This window comes from Yoonia sp. MH D7, assembly GCF_054439475.1.
Genome location: NZ_JBTJCF010000001.1, coordinates 1909621 through 1928025, shown reverse-complemented (window position 1 = coordinate 1928025; position 18405 = coordinate 1909621). Strand labels below are relative to the sequence as shown.

18 protein-coding genes and 1 tRNA gene are annotated in these 18405 nt (G+C 54.9%); 7 read left to right on the top strand and 12 right to left on the bottom strand.

Annotated features, from left to right (window positions below):
* The first annotated feature begins 128 nt into the window (after positions 1-128).
* From ACXLHR_RS09385 to ACXLHR_RS09375, 3 genes are all read left to right on the top strand, one after another.
* On the top strand, positions 129-1163 hold the full coding sequence (locus ACXLHR_RS09385) for an IS110 family RNA-guided transposase (protein WP_458790674.1): 1035 nt from the start codon (positions 129-131) through the stop codon (positions 1161-1163).
* 188 nt (positions 1164-1351) lie between these two features.
* A complete protein-coding gene (locus ACXLHR_RS09380) occupies positions 1352-1504 on the top strand; it encodes a hypothetical protein (protein ID WP_458791194.1) in 153 nt (50 codons plus the stop codon).
* 33 nt (positions 1505-1537) lie between these two features.
* Complete coding sequence (locus tag ACXLHR_RS09375) at positions 1538-1924, top strand: hypothetical protein (RefSeq protein WP_458791193.1); 387 nt, start codon at positions 1538-1540, stop codon at positions 1922-1924.
* A 206-nt stretch (positions 1925-2130) separates the two neighbouring features.
* Here the strand turns inward: ACXLHR_RS09375 and map are convergent, their stop codons facing one another.
* On the bottom strand, positions 2131-2985 hold the full coding sequence (gene map, locus ACXLHR_RS09370; protein ID WP_458791192.1) for a type I methionyl aminopeptidase: 855 nt from the start codon (positions 2983-2985) through the stop codon (positions 2131-2133).
* 117 nt (positions 2986-3102) lie between these two features.
* Here map and ACXLHR_RS09365 point away from each other — a divergent pair, with 117 nt between their 5' ends.
* On the top strand, positions 3103-3321 hold the full coding sequence (locus ACXLHR_RS09365) for a ParD-like family protein (RefSeq protein ID WP_458791191.1): 219 nt from the start codon (positions 3103-3105) through the stop codon (positions 3319-3321).
* A 35-nt stretch (positions 3322-3356) separates the two neighbouring features.
* Here ACXLHR_RS09365 and ACXLHR_RS09360 read toward each other — a convergent pair.
* Positions 3357-4699 (bottom strand): IS3 family transposase gene (locus ACXLHR_RS09360; protein ID WP_458789593.1). Its coding sequence is split into 2 segments (ribosomal slippage): positions 3357-4372 and positions 4372-4699, totalling 1344 coding nucleotides; the frame shifts between segments, so codons are not numbered across the junction.
* Between the two features lie 268 nt (positions 4700-4967).
* Between ACXLHR_RS09360 and ACXLHR_RS09355 the strand changes: the two genes are divergently transcribed.
* On the top strand, positions 4968-6266 hold the full coding sequence (locus tag ACXLHR_RS09355) for an IS630 family transposase (RefSeq protein ID WP_458791190.1): 1299 nt from the start codon (positions 4968-4970) through the stop codon (positions 6264-6266).
* A 660-nt stretch (positions 6267-6926) separates the two neighbouring features.
* Here ACXLHR_RS09355 and ACXLHR_RS09350 read toward each other — a convergent pair.
* The 4 genes from ACXLHR_RS09350 to ACXLHR_RS09335 form a co-directional block, all read right to left on the bottom strand.
* Positions 6927-7001, bottom strand: a tRNA-Gln gene (locus ACXLHR_RS09350).
* 103 nt (positions 7002-7104) lie between these two features.
* Positions 7105-7938, bottom strand: coding sequence for a 3-deoxy-8-phosphooctulonate synthase (kdsA, locus tag ACXLHR_RS09345; protein WP_458791189.1), 834 nt, complete (start codon positions 7936-7938; stop codon positions 7105-7107).
* On the bottom strand, positions 7938-9542 hold the full coding sequence (locus ACXLHR_RS09340) for a capsule biosynthesis protein (RefSeq protein WP_458791188.1): 1605 nt from the start codon (positions 9540-9542) through the stop codon (positions 7938-7940). The genes kdsA and ACXLHR_RS09340 overlap by 1 nt, the downstream gene beginning before the upstream one ends.
* Positions 9520-10179 carry an ABC transporter ATP-binding protein gene (locus tag ACXLHR_RS09335; RefSeq protein ID WP_458791187.1) on the bottom strand — a complete coding sequence of 220 codons (660 nt, stop codon included), beginning with the start codon at positions 10177-10179 and terminating at the stop codon, positions 9520-9522. The genes ACXLHR_RS09340 and ACXLHR_RS09335 overlap by 23 nt, the downstream gene beginning before the upstream one ends.
* Positions 10180-10417: 238 nt before the next feature.
* Between ACXLHR_RS09335 and ACXLHR_RS09330 the strand changes: the two genes are divergently transcribed.
* Together ACXLHR_RS09330 and ACXLHR_RS09325 are read left to right on the top strand one after the other, a co-directional pair.
* The gene (locus ACXLHR_RS09330) at positions 10418-11002 is read left to right on the top strand and encodes a uracil-DNA glycosylase family protein (RefSeq protein WP_458792516.1); all 585 of its coding nucleotides are present in this window, start codon (positions 10418-10420) and stop codon (positions 11000-11002) included.
* Positions 10995-11771 (top strand): SseB family protein, encoded by a 777-nt coding sequence (locus ACXLHR_RS09325; RefSeq protein WP_458791186.1) that lies wholly within the window; start codon positions 10995-10997, stop codon positions 11769-11771. Before ACXLHR_RS09330 ends, ACXLHR_RS09325 begins: the two co-directional genes overlap by 8 nt.
* Positions 11772-11778: 7 nt before the next feature.
* On the opposite strand, the gene ACXLHR_RS09320 is transcribed toward ACXLHR_RS09325, so the two are convergent.
* Genes ACXLHR_RS09320 through ACXLHR_RS09295 form a run of 6 tightly spaced genes read right to left on the bottom strand, consistent with a single transcriptional unit; the run spans position 11779 to position 18276 of the window.
* Positions 11779-12708 (bottom strand): 2-hydroxyacid dehydrogenase, encoded by a 930-nt coding sequence (locus ACXLHR_RS09320; RefSeq protein ID WP_458791185.1) that lies wholly within the window; start codon positions 12706-12708, stop codon positions 11779-11781.
* Entirely contained in the window at positions 12708-13847 is a 1140-nt protein-coding gene (gene rodA / locus ACXLHR_RS09315) for a rod shape-determining protein RodA (RefSeq protein ID WP_458791184.1), read from the bottom strand. The genes ACXLHR_RS09320 and rodA overlap by 1 nt, the downstream gene beginning before the upstream one ends.
* 2 nt (positions 13848-13849) lie before the next feature.
* Entirely contained in the window at positions 13850-15790 is a 1941-nt protein-coding gene (mrdA, locus tag ACXLHR_RS09310; RefSeq protein ID WP_458791183.1) for a penicillin-binding protein 2, read from the bottom strand.
* Complete coding sequence (locus ACXLHR_RS09305; protein WP_458791182.1) at positions 15787-16326, bottom strand: rod shape-determining protein MreD; 540 nt, start codon at positions 16324-16326, stop codon at positions 15787-15789. Before ACXLHR_RS09305 ends, mrdA begins: the two co-directional genes overlap by 4 nt.
* The gene (mreC, locus tag ACXLHR_RS09300; RefSeq protein ID WP_458791181.1) at positions 16319-17221 is read right to left on the bottom strand and encodes a rod shape-determining protein MreC; all 903 of its coding nucleotides are present in this window, start codon (positions 17219-17221) and stop codon (positions 16319-16321) included. The genes ACXLHR_RS09305 and mreC overlap by 8 nt, the downstream gene beginning before the upstream one ends.
* Positions 17222-17238: 17 nt before the next feature.
* On the bottom strand, positions 17239-18276 hold the full coding sequence (locus ACXLHR_RS09295; RefSeq protein WP_458791180.1) for a rod shape-determining protein: 1038 nt from the start codon (positions 18274-18276) through the stop codon (positions 17239-17241).
* Positions 18277-18405: the final 129 nt, after the last annotated feature.

Genomic DNA, 18405 nt, shown 5'->3' with positions numbered 1-18405 from the left:
TTTTGCCCATCAGGTGCCTCAGCCCCCCAGTAAGGACGGCCCAGAGCATGCGTAATTGGGCTACCCTCTGTTCTGAGGTCGAGCTCCCGATAAGATCACAGGATGACTGTGAACAAGGGAGAAGGAAGATGGAATATTTTGCCGGAATAGACGTATCGCTTCGATCCTGTGCGCTTTGCATTGTTGATGGCAGAGGAAAAGTGCTTCTTGAACGAGAGCTGCCCTGCGAGATCAGCGATATCACTAAGTACCTTGCTGAGTTCGCACATCCGATTGAACGGGTGGGCTTTGAAGCGGGCACGATGAGCCAGCACCTGTACTTCGGTTTGACAGCAGAAGGCTTCGATGTGGTTTGCATGGAGGCGCGACAGGTCAATGCGGCGCTATCAGCAATGCGGAATAAAACTGACAAGAATGATGCTCGCGGGATAGCTCAAGTGCTACGCACGGGCTGGTTCAGCCCGGTACATATGAAGAGCCGAGAGGCCCATGGCGTCCGTGCCTTGCTTAGCACGCGCAAGGCATTGCTAAAGAAGACAATGGATCTAGCCAATGAAGTGCGCGGTTTATTAAAGATATTTGGCATTCGTCTGCCCAAGACTGTGCAGCACGGCAGTTTCGATGGTGTTGTCCGACCGATGATCGAGATGGATGACGTTCTGGCCCATGCCTTGGTGCCACTATTAGATGCACGTGTTGTGTTGTATCAGCACTTTCTGGAACTGGATCGGCGTGTCAAACGCGCCGCCAGCCAGGATGAGGTTTGTATGCGAATGATGACCGTTCCGGGTGTTGGACCGATTGCATCATTGACCTTCAAAGCCGCTGTGGACGATCCTACGCGCTTCAAACGGTCACGAACTGTAGGCGCGCATTTTGGGCTAACACCGCGACGATATCAGTCAGGTGAGCACGACAATCCTGGTCGTATATCGAAAGCGGGGGACAGAGACGTTCGCGCAACTTTGTATGCAGCTGCAAACGCTTTGCTGATGCGGACGATGGCCGGATCGCAGATCAAATCTTGGGGTATGCGGCTAATGCGCACCAAGGGTCGTCGTCGCGCCGTTGTAGCTGTCGCACGTAAACTCGCCGTCTTGCTCCACCGGATGTGGATAGATGGCACAGAATTCCGTCAGGACCAAGTGGGGGGCAAGGCATGACCTAAAGCCCAAACACCAATCCTAACGGGGTCGTCCCTCACCGGACGAGGTTCGTGGAAGAAGCCGAAAATGTCTGCTGCGCAACGTGAAGCGCGTCCCAAAGCAAGGCTCTCCACGTCCGATCCGACATATGCGTGCAGCGGTGCCATCACGGCATCAACCAGACTGCGAAGAGAAGCGTGACCCGGATGAGTGACAAAGACCCGGAAGAAAGAAAGAAGGAAAATGAGCTTGACCCAAACGCCCAATTAGAGAAGCCGACATTGGCACACTTTGAACGCCGCAGCGCAGCATCACTAAAGCAAGACGCCACATTGCCTTCCCGCATTGAGGGGCGATAAAGTTGTGAGAGGAATTAAGATAGAGGAATAGAAATGGCTTTCGTCGCGAAGATCGCTCCTATCGAAATGGTAGTTGGACAGAATATCCGTATCGATGAACGAACGATGTATGGTGGCAGCCAAATATTGGTTGGCGAACGGATATTCATCTGGACCTCCGAGCGCCAAGGTGGCCAAGGGCTCGCCGCTGCTGGAAGCGTCATTAGCCTCCAAATTACAGGTACACGTGTGACCGCTGATATCCTCGTAGAGTCAAGCGCTCTGCGCCCGCTTGGCCTTACAGAAATTGCACCCTTTAGAGATATAGCGGATGGCTCACCAGTATCAGAATTGGCACGGATGCTGTTCCGACATGCCCACAACAAGGTAGCGATGCTCAATCAAAAGACAACGACTCTTTTGGAAACGCATTTCGACTGACGAGTTCGGCCCATTGCTGCCATTGACCACTGCCGCTCGATGCTGCGGTGCGGCCCGTCATTCCGGACATTCGCTGCAGCTGCAAAATTTACGAAGTTCGAATTCACACACCGCGGACTTTTCCGACCTTCGCTGCGGCTGCACCAGTGACCGCTTCGACGAACCGTTCAACAAACGGTGGTTTTTGGCAGGCCTTTATATTTCTGCTATAAGGGAATTGGGTTGACCTCGACCCCCGGTGCATGACGGCCAGCGGGCGATAGCGTAAATATCTCATACCCAGTTGCCGTCACGGCGATCGAATGCTCGAATTGCGCTGATAGCGATCGATCACGGGTGACGACGGTCCAGTCATCGGCAAGCAACTTCACGTCTCCGCGCCCCAGATTGACCATCGGCTCGACCGTGAAAATCATACCCTCGCGCAACTCTGGGCCGGCACCTGGTTTGCCAAAATTGAGGATGTCGGGGAAGTCATGAAAAACTTGCCCGATCCCGTGACCGCAAAAGTCACGCACCACGCCCGTCCGTTCTGACTGTGCGTAGGCCTGAATTGCATGCCCGATGTCGCCAAGGTGCGCGCCGGGACGGACAGCTTCAATTCCACGCCTCATCGCTTCATGCGCGATCTGGATCAGCCGCTCGGCTGCCCGTGTTGGCTTGCCCACGGTATACATGCGACTTGAATCGCCAAACCAGCCATCAAGGATCAACGTCACGTCGACGTTGACGATGTCGCCGTTGCGCAAGGTTTTCTCGTTTGGAAAGCCATGACACACAACGTGATTGACTGATGTGCAACACGCATAGGCATACCCTTTGTAGCCGAGCGTCGCCGGCACTGCGTCGTGTGAAACAGCAAAGTCGAGGACATAGGTATTGATCTCAGCTAAGGGCATGCCGTCTTTGATGATGTCGGCCACCCCGTCCAGACACCTCGCCGTCAGGTGGCCAGCGCGGCGCATACCCTCAAAGGCATCCGGGCCATAGAGTTTAATACTCTCGGTCCGCCGTGCCTGCTGGGCAGGCGGCGCTATCGGCACATCGATGTAGCTGTCCATAAGGCGTCCCTCGCGTTACCTGCACCTCTTCGAACGGATCGCGTCAGACCTGAGAGGGCATTGCATTAATATACGAATCGTATATGTTTCGTATGCAGGCAAAGAAAAGGCATATCAATGGGTATCGTGAAAATAGATGAGGGTTTGCATGAGGAACTGCGCAAGGCGAGCTCTGTCATGTGTCGTTCAATCAATGCGCAGGCGGAGTTCTGGATCAGGATTGGCATGTTGGCCGAGTCTCACCCGACCATGACGTTCACTGAGCTCATCGCACAGCAACTCAAGGACGCTGACGTGTGTCCGTCGTCAGGGTTTTTGGCACCAAAGGCGGCCTAGACTAAGAGAGAGTTCGGCTCATCTGGTTGGTTGCATTATGCGGCGTGTTGTCTGTGATGCAAGCGTCGCGTTTCGAGCGTCTTACGTTTGATCCTTTCCCGTTGCTGTAGAATGGCTTTGTCGCGTCCGAAGTATACGTCGGCGGGTGTAACGTTGTTCAGGCTCTCGTGGTAACGCTGGTGATTGTAGTGGTCTACGAAGGCTTCGATCTGAGCCTCAAGATCGCCGGGTAGGAAGTAGTTTTCCAGCAGGATGCGGTTCTTCAAGGTCTGATGCCACCGCTCGATCTTGCCCTGCGTTTGAGGATGATAGGGCGCGCCACGGCTGTGCTTCATATCCTTGTCTTTCAACCATTCCGCCAGCTCCCCCGAGACGTAGCTGGAGCCGTTATCACTCAGCAGGCGAGGTTTGTGGACGACATGAACTTGGTCACATCCCGACGCTGCCAAAGCCAAGTCCAATGTGTCCGTCACGTCTTGGGTTCTCATGTTGGTGCAAAGTTTCCACGAGATTATATATCGGCTGTAGTCATCGAGGATCGTGCTGAGATAAAACCAGCCCCATCCGATGATCTTCAGATATGTGAAGTCCGTCTGCCACAACTGATTGATGCCCGTGGTTTTGTCTTTGAACTCGCTCGCCGCCTTTATAACGATAAACGCTGGGCTGGTGATCAGATCGTGCGCCTTCAAAATCCGATACGTCGAAGCCTCTGATACGAAATAGCTTTCTCGATCCGTGAACGTCACGGCCAGTTCACGTGGCGACAACTCGGTTTCTTTCAGCGCCAACTTCACGACCTTGCGCCGCACCTCGTCAGGAATGCGGTTCCAGACGTGTTTGGGCTTCGGCGATTGATCCTGCAGTCCAACTTCGCCACGCCGCAAATATCGATCATACCAACGGTAGAATGTGGTGCGGGGAATGCCCAGCTTTGCCAACGTGAGCCGTGCTGACAGGTGGCTTTCCTCGACCAGCCGGATGATCTCCAGTTTCTCAGATGCAGGATATCTCATTCGTGGTTGCCCCCATCGCCCAGCATGCTTTTTTTAAGCAAACGGAGTTCGAGCGTTTGTTCCGCCACAACTTCCTTGAGATCATGGGCCTCACGGCGCAGATCCTTCACCTCGTCAGTGTTCGCCGCACGTGCCGTATCGCCCGCAAGGCGCCGCTTTCCGGCTTCCATGAAGTCCTTGGACCATTTGTAGTAAATGCCCTGAGAGATACCCTCACGGCGGCACAGCTCTGCAATGCTGTCTTCACCACGCAGACCATCCAGAACGATCCTGATCTTCTCTTCGGATGAGTAATGCTTGCGCGTGGCGCGTTTGATGTCTTTGACGATCTTCTCGCCAGGGCTCGTCGTTGTTTGTCTCATCTTCCACTCCTCAGTGGTGACGATGAGCCAGAAACACTCTCTTATCAAATAACGCTATTTGGTCCCATAGGCGCTGACGTCAGACAGGATTTTCGAGTTCATATCAAACGAAGAAAATTATCGCGGGAGTTATTCGGCAGTTCGTGATTATGTTTCGCTGCTACAAGATGGTCCGGTACCTGCCAAAATATCAGAAGACACATGGAAGTATTCCAGCGACGTCCTTTTTTCAATTGGCCATCAAAAGGCCGCGCTTTTTCTCAAAGCAATGTCTCATGGCCGTCAGCCGGTTTTGTCGGAAGCGAAAGTAAAGAGTTTCGCGCAAAAAACGATGGGTTACAGGAAAAAAAATCAGGCAACTCTGGACAAGCATTTATCCTATGATCGAGCCAAAGATTGGCTGCATTCGATCGCTGCTGGGACGATGACCGCCGATGCAATCGCGCTGTCCGTTGGCGAAACTGAAGACCTGGAAGAACTCCTGCAGATTGCAGGATGTGGTAACCGCATAAAACGAAACCGTGCGCTTACGATACTGGGGTCGAAGGCGGGCTTTTCTATAAGAAGTATTGCGGCCGCTCTAAAAATAGCTCGTGGATCGTGTGCTAAATATGTTGTTCTTTACCGAGAGTTTGGACCCGAGGGTTTGCTGCAGAGGAAGCGATCCGCAAATCGTAAATATGACAGCCCTGCCCTTAAAGATGCAGTTTTTGCATTGTTCCACGAGCCGCCTTCAAACTACGATATCAATCGAACGACCTGGAGGATGGAAGATTTCAGGTTTGTGTTGGCAAAATGTGGGCATTCTGCGTGCCCGGAAGTACTTCGAAAAATCCTCAAAGACGCAGGATATCGATGGCGCAAAGCAAAGGTAGTTCTTACATCGCAAGATCCGGAATACAGTGAAAAATTAGCCAGTATCCAAAAAATTCTCTCAAATCTTACAAAAAATGATGCGTTCTTTTCAATAGACGAATTCGGTCCCTTTGCGGTCAAAATGAATGGAGGGCGTTCTTTAGTTGCCCCAGGTGTCGAGCCGGTTGTGCCTCAATGGCAGAAGTCAAAGGGATGCTTAATTATGACCGCCGCATTGGAACTATCTACAAATCAAGTCACACATTTTTACAGCAAGAAAAAGAACACTGCTGAGATGATCAAACTGATGGACATTCTCGTTAATCAATATTCTAACCGGAAGCAGATCTTTCTGTCTTGGGATGCAGCATCATGGCACATATCTAAGGATCTGAATTTGCATATCGAGCATCACAACAGCAAGCACGTGTCAAATGGATTGCCAAAGGTTTTAATTGCGCCGCTACCAAGTGGAGCCCAGTTTTTGAACGTGATTGAATCGGTTTTCAGCGGCATGGCACGAGCGATCATTCACAATAGCAATTACGGCTCCGCCGATGATGCAAAAACTGCGATCGATCGATATTTTTCAGAGCGCAATGCTAAGTTCATGCAGTCACCTAGCCGCGCGGGGAAGAAAATTTGGGGACTCGAACGGGAGCTGCCAGTGTTTTCTCCTTCCAGCAATTTTAAAGACCCACTTTATCGATAACCATCAAAGATGAGCATAGGGGGAGCCATAGTGCCGAGCTTTCGCAGTTGCAGCGAATGTCTCCTTCAATGGGCCACACCGCAGCATCACGATCTTGCGGCCAATGACCGCAAAGGGCCGATCACTACGATACCCTTCACCAAGGCCTTAACCTCAGGATGGTCTGACCACCGATGGACGTCTATGGGGCGGGAATACTTAGGATCATCAATTCTGCTCATGGCCGCTAACTTAGCCATAATACTGGGTAAGAAAAGGAGAGATGACTAAGCAGGGATTAGATAGCTGGTTGTGGGTCTGGGCTAGGGTTATCTGGTTAAGGTTATCTGGCTAGGGGATCCTACTATTATTCCCTTCTCTTCCTTCTTCTTCTTTCTTCTTATCCATTACTTATACCTATTACCTAGGTATCTAATAAATAAGGATGATCTCTATAAGGGAATGGCAGAGAAACCTGCTCTGATCCTGCCCGAGCACTGACTCGGTGGCTTGCTTGAGACCCACCCTAAGACCTGACCAGACCCCCGCAGAGACCAGCTGAGACGCCCACACAGCAGCCACAGGTGATCACCTTACCAGCACCCTAAGTGGGGGCACTTACTGGGGCATTCTGGGCCCTACAGGAGGGCTGAACACATCACAGTATTGTAGTGGGATCGCTGGCTGGGGTGGTAGGATTCGAACCTACGGTACACGCTACCAAAAAGCGTTGCCTTACCGCTTGGCTACACCCCATCAGCGAGGCAGTGGATACGATGAAGGTGGCGGGGGATCAAGCCCCGAAATGGGAAAAACTGCAATTCATTTTGCTTTTATCGGTCAGAGCAAACGTAGTGGTTTAAACTCGCAGCGGGTCAGCCTTTGCAAGCGCGTCAAACGCCATCAAGCTTTTGACCAGAGCTGCCATTTGATCCAAGGGAATCATGTTCGGACCGTCAGAAGGAGCGGTGTCGGGCGCTTCGTGCGTTTCGATGAACACTGCAGCGATACCCAGCGATACTGCTGCGCGCGCCATGACGGGTGCGAATTCGCGTTGTCCGCCGGACGAGCCTCCTTGGCCGCCCGGTTGTTGCACGGAATGGGTCGCATCCATAACAACGGGGTATCCGGTCTTGGCCATTGTTGGCAGCCCGCGCATGTCCGCGACCAAGGTATTGTAACCAAACGACGTGCCGCGTTCGGTCAGCATGATGCGTTTGTTACCTGTGCTTTCGATCTTGGACACGACATTGGGCATGTCCCACGGCGCCAGAAACTGGCCTTTCTTGACGTTAATCACCGCACCCGTCTCACCGGCGGCAATCAACAAATCTGTTTGGCGGCACAAGAATGCGGGAATTTGCATAATGTCGCACACGGCGGCCACATCTGCGCACTGATCTGCATTATGAATATCAGTCAGGACAGGACAACCAATCGCTTCTTTCACAGCCTGCATTACCTTCAGGCCGGCATCGATACCCAACCCGCGTTTGCCCGTCAGCGATGTGCGGTTGGCCTTGTCAAAACTGCCTTTGAACACAAACTGTGCGCCCGCCGCTTTGCAATTTTCGGCCATTTGACCCGCAATCATCTGCGCGTGATCAAGGCTCTCCAACTGGCAGGGCCCTGCGATCACCAACAAGGGGCGGTCGTTGCTGACGACCAAATCGCCAATATTTACGTCTATCATTATGCAGTCACCTGTTCGCGAAGGATGGAAGATGTAAGCGAGATCATTAGATAAATGCCCGCAAAGATAAGAAATGCCAGCACGGTGTTTTCAAAAACGCGCGGGTAGGTAGCCTCGTCGGGGGCAACAGGCTCGACGCCTAGCGAAAGATAACGCACCTGACGGTTGGCCTCGGCCTGCGCCGCTTCTGTCGCAGCGAGTGCCTGCTGGACCATAAGTGTCTGAAAATTATAATTTTCCTCGGCCAAACGCAGCTTTGTATTTGTGGCCGCAATCGAACTACCGTCTGATGTGGCGGTCGTCATCTGCCCGCGAAGCCCCGCAATAAGCGTATCAAGGCTCTCAATCTGCGCGCGTAAATCGTTGACTTGCGCCTCATTCGGACGTGAAACGCTAAGCCTGCTTGAAAGGCTGAGTTGCAGTTGCTGCCGCTGGCTTTCCAATGCAGAGACCTGCGAGATGATCGCGCCGGATTCCTGAATCGGATCGAGTGTCGCGGTATCTTGTTGAATTTGTAGCCACTCCGCCAAAGCCTCTGACCGGCGGGATTCTGCATTCTCATAAGCTTCGCGCGCGCCACCCATCTGGTCCTCACGCATACGGCGGGTCAATTGATCGACCTGTTCTTCGGCATAGCCGATCAAGGCCTGCGAAAATTCCTGGCTGGCCTCGGGCGACGCCGCAATCACCTCCATGCGCAAAATACCCTCTGTAGGATCATAGCTGATCTTCACGCGCTTTTTATAGATGTCAAATACGGCTTCGTTGCTGGCGTCAGGGGCGAGGCGCTGAATGCTGTCCATAGCAGGGTTACTAAAGTGTTCCCGGAACCCGTGATCGTCATTCAGGCGCGCCAGCGCGGCCCGCGACGCGAGATAGGATTGCACGGTAATGCTGTCTTGTTGTGTCGCCATCGAGGTGCCTGCGAACATACCGCCCAATCCGCCTGCCGCACTTGCGGGTTCGGCCTGCTGGATCACAAACTCGGAATTGGTGGCAAACATCGGGGTCGCCATCACAGCAAAATAATAGCCCGCCAAAACTGTCGGCAAAAATACAAAGAAACTCAAACGGGTAAACAAAAGCACGAGCTTGCGACGACGACGCTTGGCGATGTCGCGCTGGATTTTCATAATCGACAGGTTGCGGTCGGTCGCCGGATCAACCCGCTCGGTCGAGGGCAGGTTTGTACCTTTTTCAGGCACAGTCTGCGGCAGTTGAATACGGCCCAATTCTTGTGTCGGCGCACCGGTGGGACCGGCGTTACCTGCTGGATTACGCGCACCGCTTTCAGGGGCGACAAGATCAAGAATTGTATTACGCTGAAACGGATCAATTCCTGCGGCACGCAATTGCGCAACAGCATCAAAATCCGAGGTTACGGCAAAGCCCTGCTTTTGCGCAACACGCCGCGCCATGCGAAGCTGACGACCCGTTAGACCCTCGCGGCGGATCTCGTCGAGTGCCGTCTCGGCAGCACTCGCAACCTGACCTTGGTCTGCGCGTTGTGTGGGTGGCGGTGCGGCATTCTGCGGACCTTCGCCGTGGCCCATCGGGCTGTCACGGCGAATGCGGAATTTCTTAGCCTTGGGTTTCGTAGTCATACAACTGTTTCGCTTCTTCCAAGGTTTCAAACATATGGATGTGACCATCCTTTAACACAGCCGCCGATTTTGCGAACCGCTCTAACGTCGCGGCTTGGTGCGACACAATAATAACGGTGGTTTTTTCCAGCCGCTCGCGCAGAATTTCACCGGCTTTTCTGTTAAATTCGGCGTCAGTGGTAGATGGCATACCTTCATCAATCAGGTAAATATCAAAATCCAATGCGAGCAATAACGAAAACGTAAATCGCGCACGCATACCAGAGGAATAAGTCCCGATCGGCATGTCAAAATACTCGTTGATCCCGCATAGCCAACGACAAAATGCCTCGACATAATCAGGATCCAGACCGTAAAGTCGCGCAATATAACGAGAATTTTCCTTAGCTGTATGGCGGTTCACAACCCCGCCCATAAAGCCTAGCGGAAATGAAATACGACACCCACGGTGGATTGTTCCCTCGTCAGGTTTCTCAAGTCCCGCCATCATATTGATCAGCGTGGTTTTCCCCGTGCCATTGGGGGCCAGAATGCCCAGCGAATTTCCCAATTCCACACGAAATGACGCGCGATCAAGGATGACCTTGCGCTGCGTACCTGTCCAAAAGGACTTGCTGACATTTGTGAACTCTAACATGCTCTACCTGCTCTTGCCCTTTATACATGGGCACCGTCATTGATGACGACAATAGGTTAACAGCCCGCCACGCGAACCTCCCTTTGATGCGTTTATGACGCAAGAATGCGGCAAAAAACAGGCGGAAATGAAACACAGACAGGAATCCCCCTCGGATCTGGTTTTTGCGCAGGCGGTTGCACGCATCGCCACGCTTTTAGGACTTCACGCCGCTATAAACATGTCTAAACTTGCACCCATGACTTTGCGTGACGCGATCACTTCATGCCGGATTTGCGCCGACCGGTTTGCCAAAACCGCAACCGCCCACGCGCCGCGCCCGATTGTCTGGTTCAACGCCTCACCGCGCATCGTCATTGCAGGCCAAGCCCCTGGCGCGCGCGTCCACAAAAGCGGCGAGCCGTTTACCGACCCGTCAGGCGACCGATTGCGTAACTGGATGGGCGTTGACGCGGCAACCTTTTACGACCGCTCCAAAATCGCAATTGTACCAATGGCTTTTTGCTTTCCGGGTTACAACGCAGCCGGCCACGACCTTGCCCCACCAAAAATCTGCGCAGAAACATGGCGCAAACCCGTGATGGCGTATCTCGATGACCCACCCCTGACACTTCTGGTCGGAGCTTATGCGCAAAAATGGCACTTGGGTGGCACAATACCCGTCAACACACGCGTCGCAGCATGGCGCGACCACGCACCACGCGTCTTTCCCTTGCCACATCCGTCTTGGCGCAATACCGCTTGGCTTAACAAAAACCCTTGGTTTGCCAGCGATCTGTTGCCCGCGCTGCAATCCGCCGTAAAGGACGCCCTTGATGACTGATCTCGACACCGCCCACGCAGCGATGGACATAGCCCCAGACGATGACGCAAAGCGACTGCAATTCTACGAACGGCTGGCCGACACCGAACTGTTTATGTTGCTTGGGTCCGAGGCCGCAGACGACAAAGTTACCCCCGAACTGTTCGAGATCGAAGACCAGTCCTACATCCTGATCTTTGACCGCGAAGAACGCCTTGCACAGTTTGTGGGCCGCGAAGCGCCCTATGCAGGACTGTCAGGACGGGTGCTGTCGGGGATGGTCGCAGGGCAGGGGATCGGCTTTGCCCTGAACCTCGATGTAGCGCCCTCTGCCATGCTGATCCCGTCCGAGGCCGTCGACTGGCTGCACGCCACACTGGAACACGCACCCCAAGAATCCGAGGCGCGCTTGACAGAAGTGTCCGTCCCCAAAGGGCTCCCCGAAGCCGTCATCACAGGTCTCGACCGCAAACTCGCCATTGCCGCGGGACTAGCAAACATGGCCTACCTCGCCGCCGCGACCTACGACGACAACTCGCGCGGGCATGTGCTTGTGTTCATTGACGCCGTTCCCGGTTCCGAGGCGTCTCTGGCGCGCGCCGCTGGCGAAGCGCTGACCTTTTCGGGCATCGACGCAGGCACGATGGACGTGCTGTTTGCACGGGTATCTGACCCGCTTGCGGCACATCTGGCCAAGGTTGGATTGCGCTTTGATTTGCCCGCACTGCATGACCCGCAAACGCCATCTGCGCCCGGCATGGACCCGAACCGCCCGCCAAAACTGAAATAGGGCGGGCCTAATAACCCGCCTTGCGGTCCACTAGATGCAAGAACGGCAAGCCCGCTTCGCCGCGCACAATGTTCTGGACAATAACCTGCGACGATGTGTCGGGGCGGGTGGTCGATGCAATATGCGGCGTGACCGTCACCTGAGGATGCGCCCAAAACGCATGATCAACCGGCAGAGGCTCAACGCGGAATACATCTAAAGTGGCATGGGCCACGTGGCCACGCTCCAATGCCTCCAGCAACGCATCATCATCAATCAACGGACCACGGCCTGGATTGACAATAAACGCGCCGCGCGCCAGCAACGCCAACCGATCCGCGTTCAACACATTTTGCGTCGCAGGCGTAGCAGGCAGCAAAAGAACGACAATTTGCGCGCCCGTCAGCGCGGCATCAAGCCCCGCATCTCCATGCAAACAGCGCACGCCCTGCACGTCTTTGCTGGACCGCGACCAACCTGTCACAGGAAACCCCAAAGCCGTCAGCGCATCGGCACAGGCAATGCCCAACGCACCAAGCCCCAATATCGTGACAGGGCGGTCGGCGGCAAGCGGCGGATAATCACTGCTCCAGGTCCCGTCTTGCCTTAAAATATGCGCGTCCATCCCTAGGTGATGGCGCATCACATGCCCCACAACCCATTCGACCATGCCGCGCGTCAAACCGTCGTCAACCATACGGGCCAAAGGCTGGCTAAGCGTCTGGTTCCCCACGATATTCTCGACACCCGCCCAAAGGTTTAGCACGGCCTTGGTGTTCACATAAGGGGTGAAGTCCGACACCGGACCGTTGGGGGCCAGCACAATGTAATCCACATCAGCCGGCGTATGATCGCACGACAAATTTGCCTCTAGTCCGGCATCGTCTAACGCACGGGTCAACGGCGCTTGATACTCCGCCCAAGCGGCAGGTTTTGCGGCAAAAAGAATATTAATCATCAACGGGGCCTATGCACATGGGCGCTTTGGACAAGGCCAAAGGCAATTAACAAAACAAGCATGGCTGATCCGCCATAACTCACCAACGGTAACGGCACACCAACAACAGGGGCAAGACCCGTCACCATCGCCATATTGACCGCAAAGAATAAAAAGAACGTCATCGCAATGCCAAGGGTCAGCAGTGACGCAAAACGGTCCTTGTTGGACATCGCAGAGGCCACGCAAAACACAACAATCAGCACATAAAGCAACAGCAATGTCGACGCCCCGACAAAGCCGAATTCTTCTGCCAAAGTGGTAAAGATAAAGTCGGTGTGCTTTTCGGGCAGAAAATTCAAACGCGACTGGGTGCCTTGCATGAACCCGCGACCGGTCCAGCCGCCAGAGCCAAAGGCGATTTTGGCCTGTGTGATGTGATACCCCGCACCCAGCGGATCGTTGGACGGATCAATAAACGTATCAATGCGGCGGTATTGATAGTCCTGCAACAACTGCCAAGTGGTGCCGCGACTTTGAAACACCGCCACAATCGTGCCGATGCCAGCCGCAATCACCGTGGCAAAATACGCCCAATGCACACCTGCCAGAAACATGATCGTGCCGCCGCCAAGCAGCAACAACAGCGCGGTCCCCAAGTCAGGTTGGCGCAGCACCAGCAACGTCGGAAGCGCGATCAACACCAGCGGCAACGTCACCCAGACGGGATGCGACGTCTTGTTCGTCGGCAACCAGTCGTAATAGGCGGCCAAGGCCATCACCATCGTAATTTTTGTCAGCTCGGAGGGTTGCAGGCGCATGAACCCAAGATCAATCCAGCGCTGCGCACCCATACCAATAGAGCCGAAAAACTCGACCCCAATCAGCAACATCAACGATATGCCAAATGCCAGCGCTGAAATATTGCGCCAGAACCAGATCGGCACCATCGCAACACCAATCATCAGCGCCATACCAACGCCAAACCGCTTGACCTGTGGCGACATCCAAGGCTCGACCGAACCGCCCGCCACGGAATAAAGCATGATGAAACCCGTGCCTGCCACCGCCGACAACAAGACAACCACAGGCCAGTTCAAATGCAGCAGCTTTCGAAATCCGGTCGGCACATATTTGGCGTTATGTTCAAGATAACTCATAGCTACGCCCGTTCCTTACCAACCGTGCCGGGTGGCACGCGGTCGCGAATTTTGCGTTGCATCTCATCGACTTTACCACGCGCCGCTGATGGATACGCGCTGAGCGGCGGCTCGCCGTCATAAAGCGCTTGCGCTAAAATATCGCGCGCGATCGGCGCCGCAACCGAAGATCCACCACCCCCGTGCTCGACAATAACGGCTATAGCAAAACGAGGGTTATCAACCGGCGCGTAGCCCACAAATAACGCATGATCGCGGCGCTCCCACGGCAAGTCGGCGTTGTTAATCACACCACGCGCGCGTTCTTCGGCGGTGATCCTGCGGACCTGCGATGTGCCGGTCTTACCCGCCATCTGCATACCCGCCTCGACAATGCGTGACCCATAGGCCGTGCCGCGTGAACTGTTCATAACGTCAGACATCGCAGCACGGATACGGCGCAGATAATTCTCGTTCAGCCCCTGATCCGTGCCCGCACCACTTGGCTGCTCGACACCGTCAATGGCGCGCACGAGGCGTGGGGTCACATCGCGACCAGTCGCAATACGCGCGGTCATAATCGCCAGTTGCAGCGGTGACGACAACACATAACCCTGCCCGATAGAGGCGTTCACCGTATCCCCGATGCGCCAATCCTCGCCGCGCACTTCTGTTTTCCACGCCTTGTCAGGGGACAGCCCGGACGCCACCGCAGAAAGCGGCAAATCGTGCCGGATACCCATGCCCATCTTGCGGGCCATTTCTGCGATTTTGTCGATACCGACACGCTGGCCAATCTCGTAATAATAACAGTCGCAAGACTGCTTGAGGCTGTCGTGCAAATTTATATTGCCGTGGCCCGCACGTTTCCAACAGTGAAACCGTGTGCCAAAAACCTCGGTATAGCCGCGACAGCGGATTGTTTCCTCGGGTGTCACTTTGCCATCTTCCAGCGCAGCCAGCGCCGTGACCATCTTGAATGTTGATCCGGGCGGGTAGGTGCCTTGCACAGCCTTGGCCGCCAGCGGGCGGTAAGGGTTGTCATTCAAATCACGCCAGTTTTTGACCGAAATCCCGCGCACAAACAGGTTGGGGTCAAATGTCGGCGCAGAGGCAACCGCACGCAGATCGCCATTCTCCAGATCAATCACAACCGCACCCGCCGATTCGCCGTCCAAGCGGGCCTGCGCGTAAGACTGCAAACGGGCATCAATCGTCAGCTGGACATCCGCGCCAGAACTCCCTTCCTTGCGGTCCAGCTCGCGCATCACACGGCCAATCGCATTCACCTCGATGCGCTTGGTCCCCGCAGAGCCGCGCAAGGCGTGCTCGAGTTTGTTCTCGGCACCGGTCTTGCCAATCTGGAATTTGGGGATCTGTAACAACGGGTCCTGATCGTCAATCCGGCTAAGATCATAATCACTGACCGGACCAACATAGCCCACAACATGGCCTAAATCAGCACCCCAAGGATACATCCGCGACAGACCCACCTCGGCGGTAATACCGGGCAGCGCAGGGGCGTTCACATTCACGCGGGCCACATCATCCCACGACAAACGGTCGGCAATCGTGACAGGCACAAAAGGCGACCGCCTGCGCATCTCTTCCATCGCATTAGCAAGGCTTTCAGGATCAAGCGGCACAAGCTGCGTCAATCGCGCCAGCACCTCACCCACGTCACCCGCATCCTCGCGCACCATCACAATGCGGTAATTTTGCTCGTTAGCTGCAATCGGATTGCCGTTCAGATCAAAAATCAAACCGCGGGCAGGGGGCAGCAGGCGAATGTTAATCCGGTTTTCCTCGGCCAGCAGACGAAACTGATCGGCCTGTTCGACCTGCATGGACTGCATCCGCAGACCCAGCGCGCCGACAATCCCCAACTGCGCCGCACCCACAACCAGAGTGCGCCTGCTGATGCGGCGGGCGCTTTCGTCGATATCTTTGGCGTTGCGCTTCATAGATGTTGACCTCGACTGTCGGTTTGACCGGGTAACGGGCGGCTGACACCAAATACATAATGCGCAACCAACACCACCACTGGATAGAATATGATGGTCGTGACCATCTGGATCAAGGTTAACCCAAGCGGCGCCTGCGTGGTCATCACAACCAAGAGAACAGCACGATTAAGTAACGTGATCGCCACAATCCCAACCGCAACAGTGCCCCATTCAAACGCAAAGGGCATATTACGCAACCGTTTCGCACGTTTACGCAACATTTCTGTCAGGATCACAACCAGTCCGGCCCATAGACCGGGCGGGCTCATCGACAGCAGGTCAATCAGGAAAAACAACGCGGCAATTACTATTATCGGGGCAAAATCGGGGCGGCGTGCCACATAAGCCAACGTTATCGCCAGCCCCCAATTCGGAGCCGCCCAGATTATCGGGCGAGAGCTCAGCGGTAAGATCTGGACGAACAATACCCCAAGCACAATCAGGATGAAAACCAGACGCCCGAACCATACGCGTGACGGGGCCGGCTCAGCCATCTGTGGGCTCGGAAAGGTCCAGCGCGCTGGGCAGCAAAACATTTGGCGTCAACAAACCACCGGGATCGCTGATATCTTCGTGCGGGCGGGCGCGCAAAACACGCAAAAACTCCAACCGTTCGTAATCAGCCGCCAGGCGCACCCGCAGGCGTCTATCATTGCCCAATGCCACCTGACCGACCAATAAATCCGCAGGGAAAACACCCCCGTCGCCCGAACTGACAACACGGTCACCGGGACGCACCACATCGGGGTTCTCCAAAAACTCGATCGGCGGGTTCAACGTATTATCTCCCGCCAAAATAGCCTTCTGCCCCGAGGGCTGAATGGTCACAGGAATACGGCTCGACGTATCCGTCAGCAAAATCACCCGCGCCGTTCTATCACCCACACCCGAAATGCGGCCAACCAGACCAATACCGTCCATCGTCGGCCAGCCGTCAATGATCCCGTCACGCTTGCCGACATTCAACAGCACTGACTGGCGAAATGGACTGCCGCTATCGGCCATGACAACGCCTGTCACATAGGTCAGCTGCGGATCGAGGCGCACATTGTTTAACCCCAATAGCTTGGCGTTTTCCTGCTCCAGCTGCAACGCGGCCTCTTTCCACGCTTTCATCTGCTGCAATTCGCGGCGCAAATCACCGTTTTGCGCGGAAAGTTGAGTGTAAGACTGAAAATCGCTCACCAGATTGACCAGCCCCGTGACCGGTGCCATCGCCCAATCAAACGATGGCACAACGCGGTCCACGACTGCCGTGCGAAACCGCTCTACACGGGGGCTATCGATGCGCCAGACAAAAAATGTCCCCAATAGCGCAAAGACGAGCAGCCCGACCAGCAATCTGCGGATCGGGCCGAAATAGTCCTCGGAATTGCGGTCATTGGCCAAGGTGTGACCCTCGCTAATCAGCTATCGTAATCAATAACGTGACGAAGTTGTTTTTCATACTCAAGCGCCTTGCCGGTTCCCAGAGCCACACAGTTCAGGCTCTCATCGGCAACTGACACCGCAAGCCCCGTCTGCTCGCGCAGCGCCAGATCCAACTGCCCCAGCAATGCACCACCACCGGTCAGCATCACGCCACGGTCAACAATATCCGCCGCCAGATCCGGCGGGGTCGCTTCCAGCGCGGTCATCACCGCTTCACAAATCTGCTGCACAGGCTCGGCGAGCGCTTCAGCAACCTGCGCTTGGGTAATCTCGGTTTCTTTGGGCACGCCATTCAACAAATCACGGCCACGAATATGCATCGACTGACCACGGCCATCATCGGGCATACGCGCTGTGCCGATAGCGGTTTTGATCCGCTCGGCGGTCGATTCACCCACCAGCAGGTTATGCTGGCGGCGCAAATAATTAATGATCGCCTCGTCCATCCGGTCGCCGCCCACACGCACAGAGCGCGCATAAACAATATCGCCCAGCGACAACACCGCGACCTCGGTCGTGCCACCACCTATATCAACAACCATGTTGCCAGTCGGATCCGTGATCGGCATGCCCGCACCAATCGCAGCCGCAATCGGCTCGGCAATCAGTCCCGCACGGCGCGCACCAGCAGACAAAACCGACTGCCGGATCGCACGTTTCTCAACAGGGGTCGCACCATGTGGAACGCAAACAATAATCTTGGGCTTGGAAAACGTGGACCGCTTGGCGACCTTGCGAATGAAATGCTTGATCATCTCTTCAGCGGTATCGAAATCGGCAATCACACCATCACGCATCGGACGGATCGCCTGAATAGATCCAGGCGTGCGCCCCAGCATCAATTTCGCGTCCTCGCCAACGGCCAGAACCTTCTTCACACCGTCCTTGATATGATAGGCCACAACCGACGGCTCGGACAAAACGATACCCTTACCACGGACGTAGATCAGCGTGTTCGCCGTCCCAAGGTCAATCGCCATATCCGACGAAAACAAACTTCCGAAAATGCCCATAGTGCAGCTAATCCTAGCGAAAAATACAATTTATGCCCGCGACTCCCCAGACGCAAAGCAACTGCGTTATACGAACAGGGATGCTGCGGGGAAAGGGGCAAAAACCGGCGCAAGCAGTAGCCCGCCGGC

What these genes read in the sequence shown, in the direction of transcription:
- ACXLHR_RS09385 (WP_458790674.1), top strand. Translation starts at nt 129, where the DNA reads ATGGAATATTTTGCCGGAATAGACGTATCGCTTCGATCCTGTGCGCTT.
- ACXLHR_RS09380 (WP_458791194.1), top strand. Translation starts at nt 1,352, where the DNA reads ATGAGTGACAAAGACCCGGAAGAAAGAAAGAAGGAAAATGAGCTTGAC.
- ACXLHR_RS09375 (WP_458791193.1), top strand. Translation starts at nt 1,538, where the DNA reads ATGGCTTTCGTCGCGAAGATCGCTCCTATCGAAATGGTAGTTGGACAG.
- map (WP_458791192.1), bottom strand. Translation starts at nt 2,985, where the DNA reads ATGGACAGCTACATCGATGTGCCGATAGCGCCGCCTGCCCAGCAGGCA.
- ACXLHR_RS09365 (WP_458791191.1), top strand. Translation starts at nt 3,103, where the DNA reads ATGGGTATCGTGAAAATAGATGAGGGTTTGCATGAGGAACTGCGCAAG.
- ACXLHR_RS09355 (WP_458791190.1), top strand. Translation starts at nt 4,968, where the DNA reads ATGTCTCATGGCCGTCAGCCGGTTTTGTCGGAAGCGAAAGTAAAGAGT.
- kdsA (WP_458791189.1), bottom strand. Translation starts at nt 7,938, where the DNA reads ATGATAGACGTAAATATTGGCGATTTGGTCGTCAGCAACGACCGCCCC.
- ACXLHR_RS09340 (WP_458791188.1), bottom strand. Translation starts at nt 9,542, where the DNA reads ATGACTACGAAACCCAAGGCTAAGAAATTCCGCATTCGCCGTGACAGC.
- ACXLHR_RS09335 (WP_458791187.1), bottom strand. Translation starts at nt 10,179, where the DNA reads ATGTTAGAGTTCACAAATGTCAGCAAGTCCTTTTGGACAGGTACGCAG.
- ACXLHR_RS09330 (WP_458792516.1), top strand. Translation starts at nt 10,418, where the DNA reads ATGACTTTGCGTGACGCGATCACTTCATGCCGGATTTGCGCCGACCGG.
- ACXLHR_RS09325 (WP_458791186.1), top strand. Translation starts at nt 10,995, where the DNA reads ATGACTGATCTCGACACCGCCCACGCAGCGATGGACATAGCCCCAGAC.
- ACXLHR_RS09320 (WP_458791185.1), bottom strand. Translation starts at nt 12,708, where the DNA reads ATGATTAATATTCTTTTTGCCGCAAAACCTGCCGCTTGGGCGGAGTAT.
- rodA (WP_458791184.1), bottom strand. Translation starts at nt 13,847, where the DNA reads ATGAGTTATCTTGAACATAACGCCAAATATGTGCCGACCGGATTTCGA.
- mrdA (WP_458791183.1), bottom strand. Translation starts at nt 15,790, where the DNA reads ATGAAGCGCAACGCCAAAGATATCGACGAAAGCGCCCGCCGCATCAGC.
- ACXLHR_RS09305 (WP_458791182.1), bottom strand. Translation starts at nt 16,326, where the DNA reads ATGGCTGAGCCGGCCCCGTCACGCGTATGGTTCGGGCGTCTGGTTTTC.
- ACXLHR_RS09295 (WP_458791180.1), bottom strand. Translation starts at nt 18,276, where the DNA reads ATGGGCATTTTCGGAAGTTTGTTTTCGTCGGATATGGCGATTGACCTT.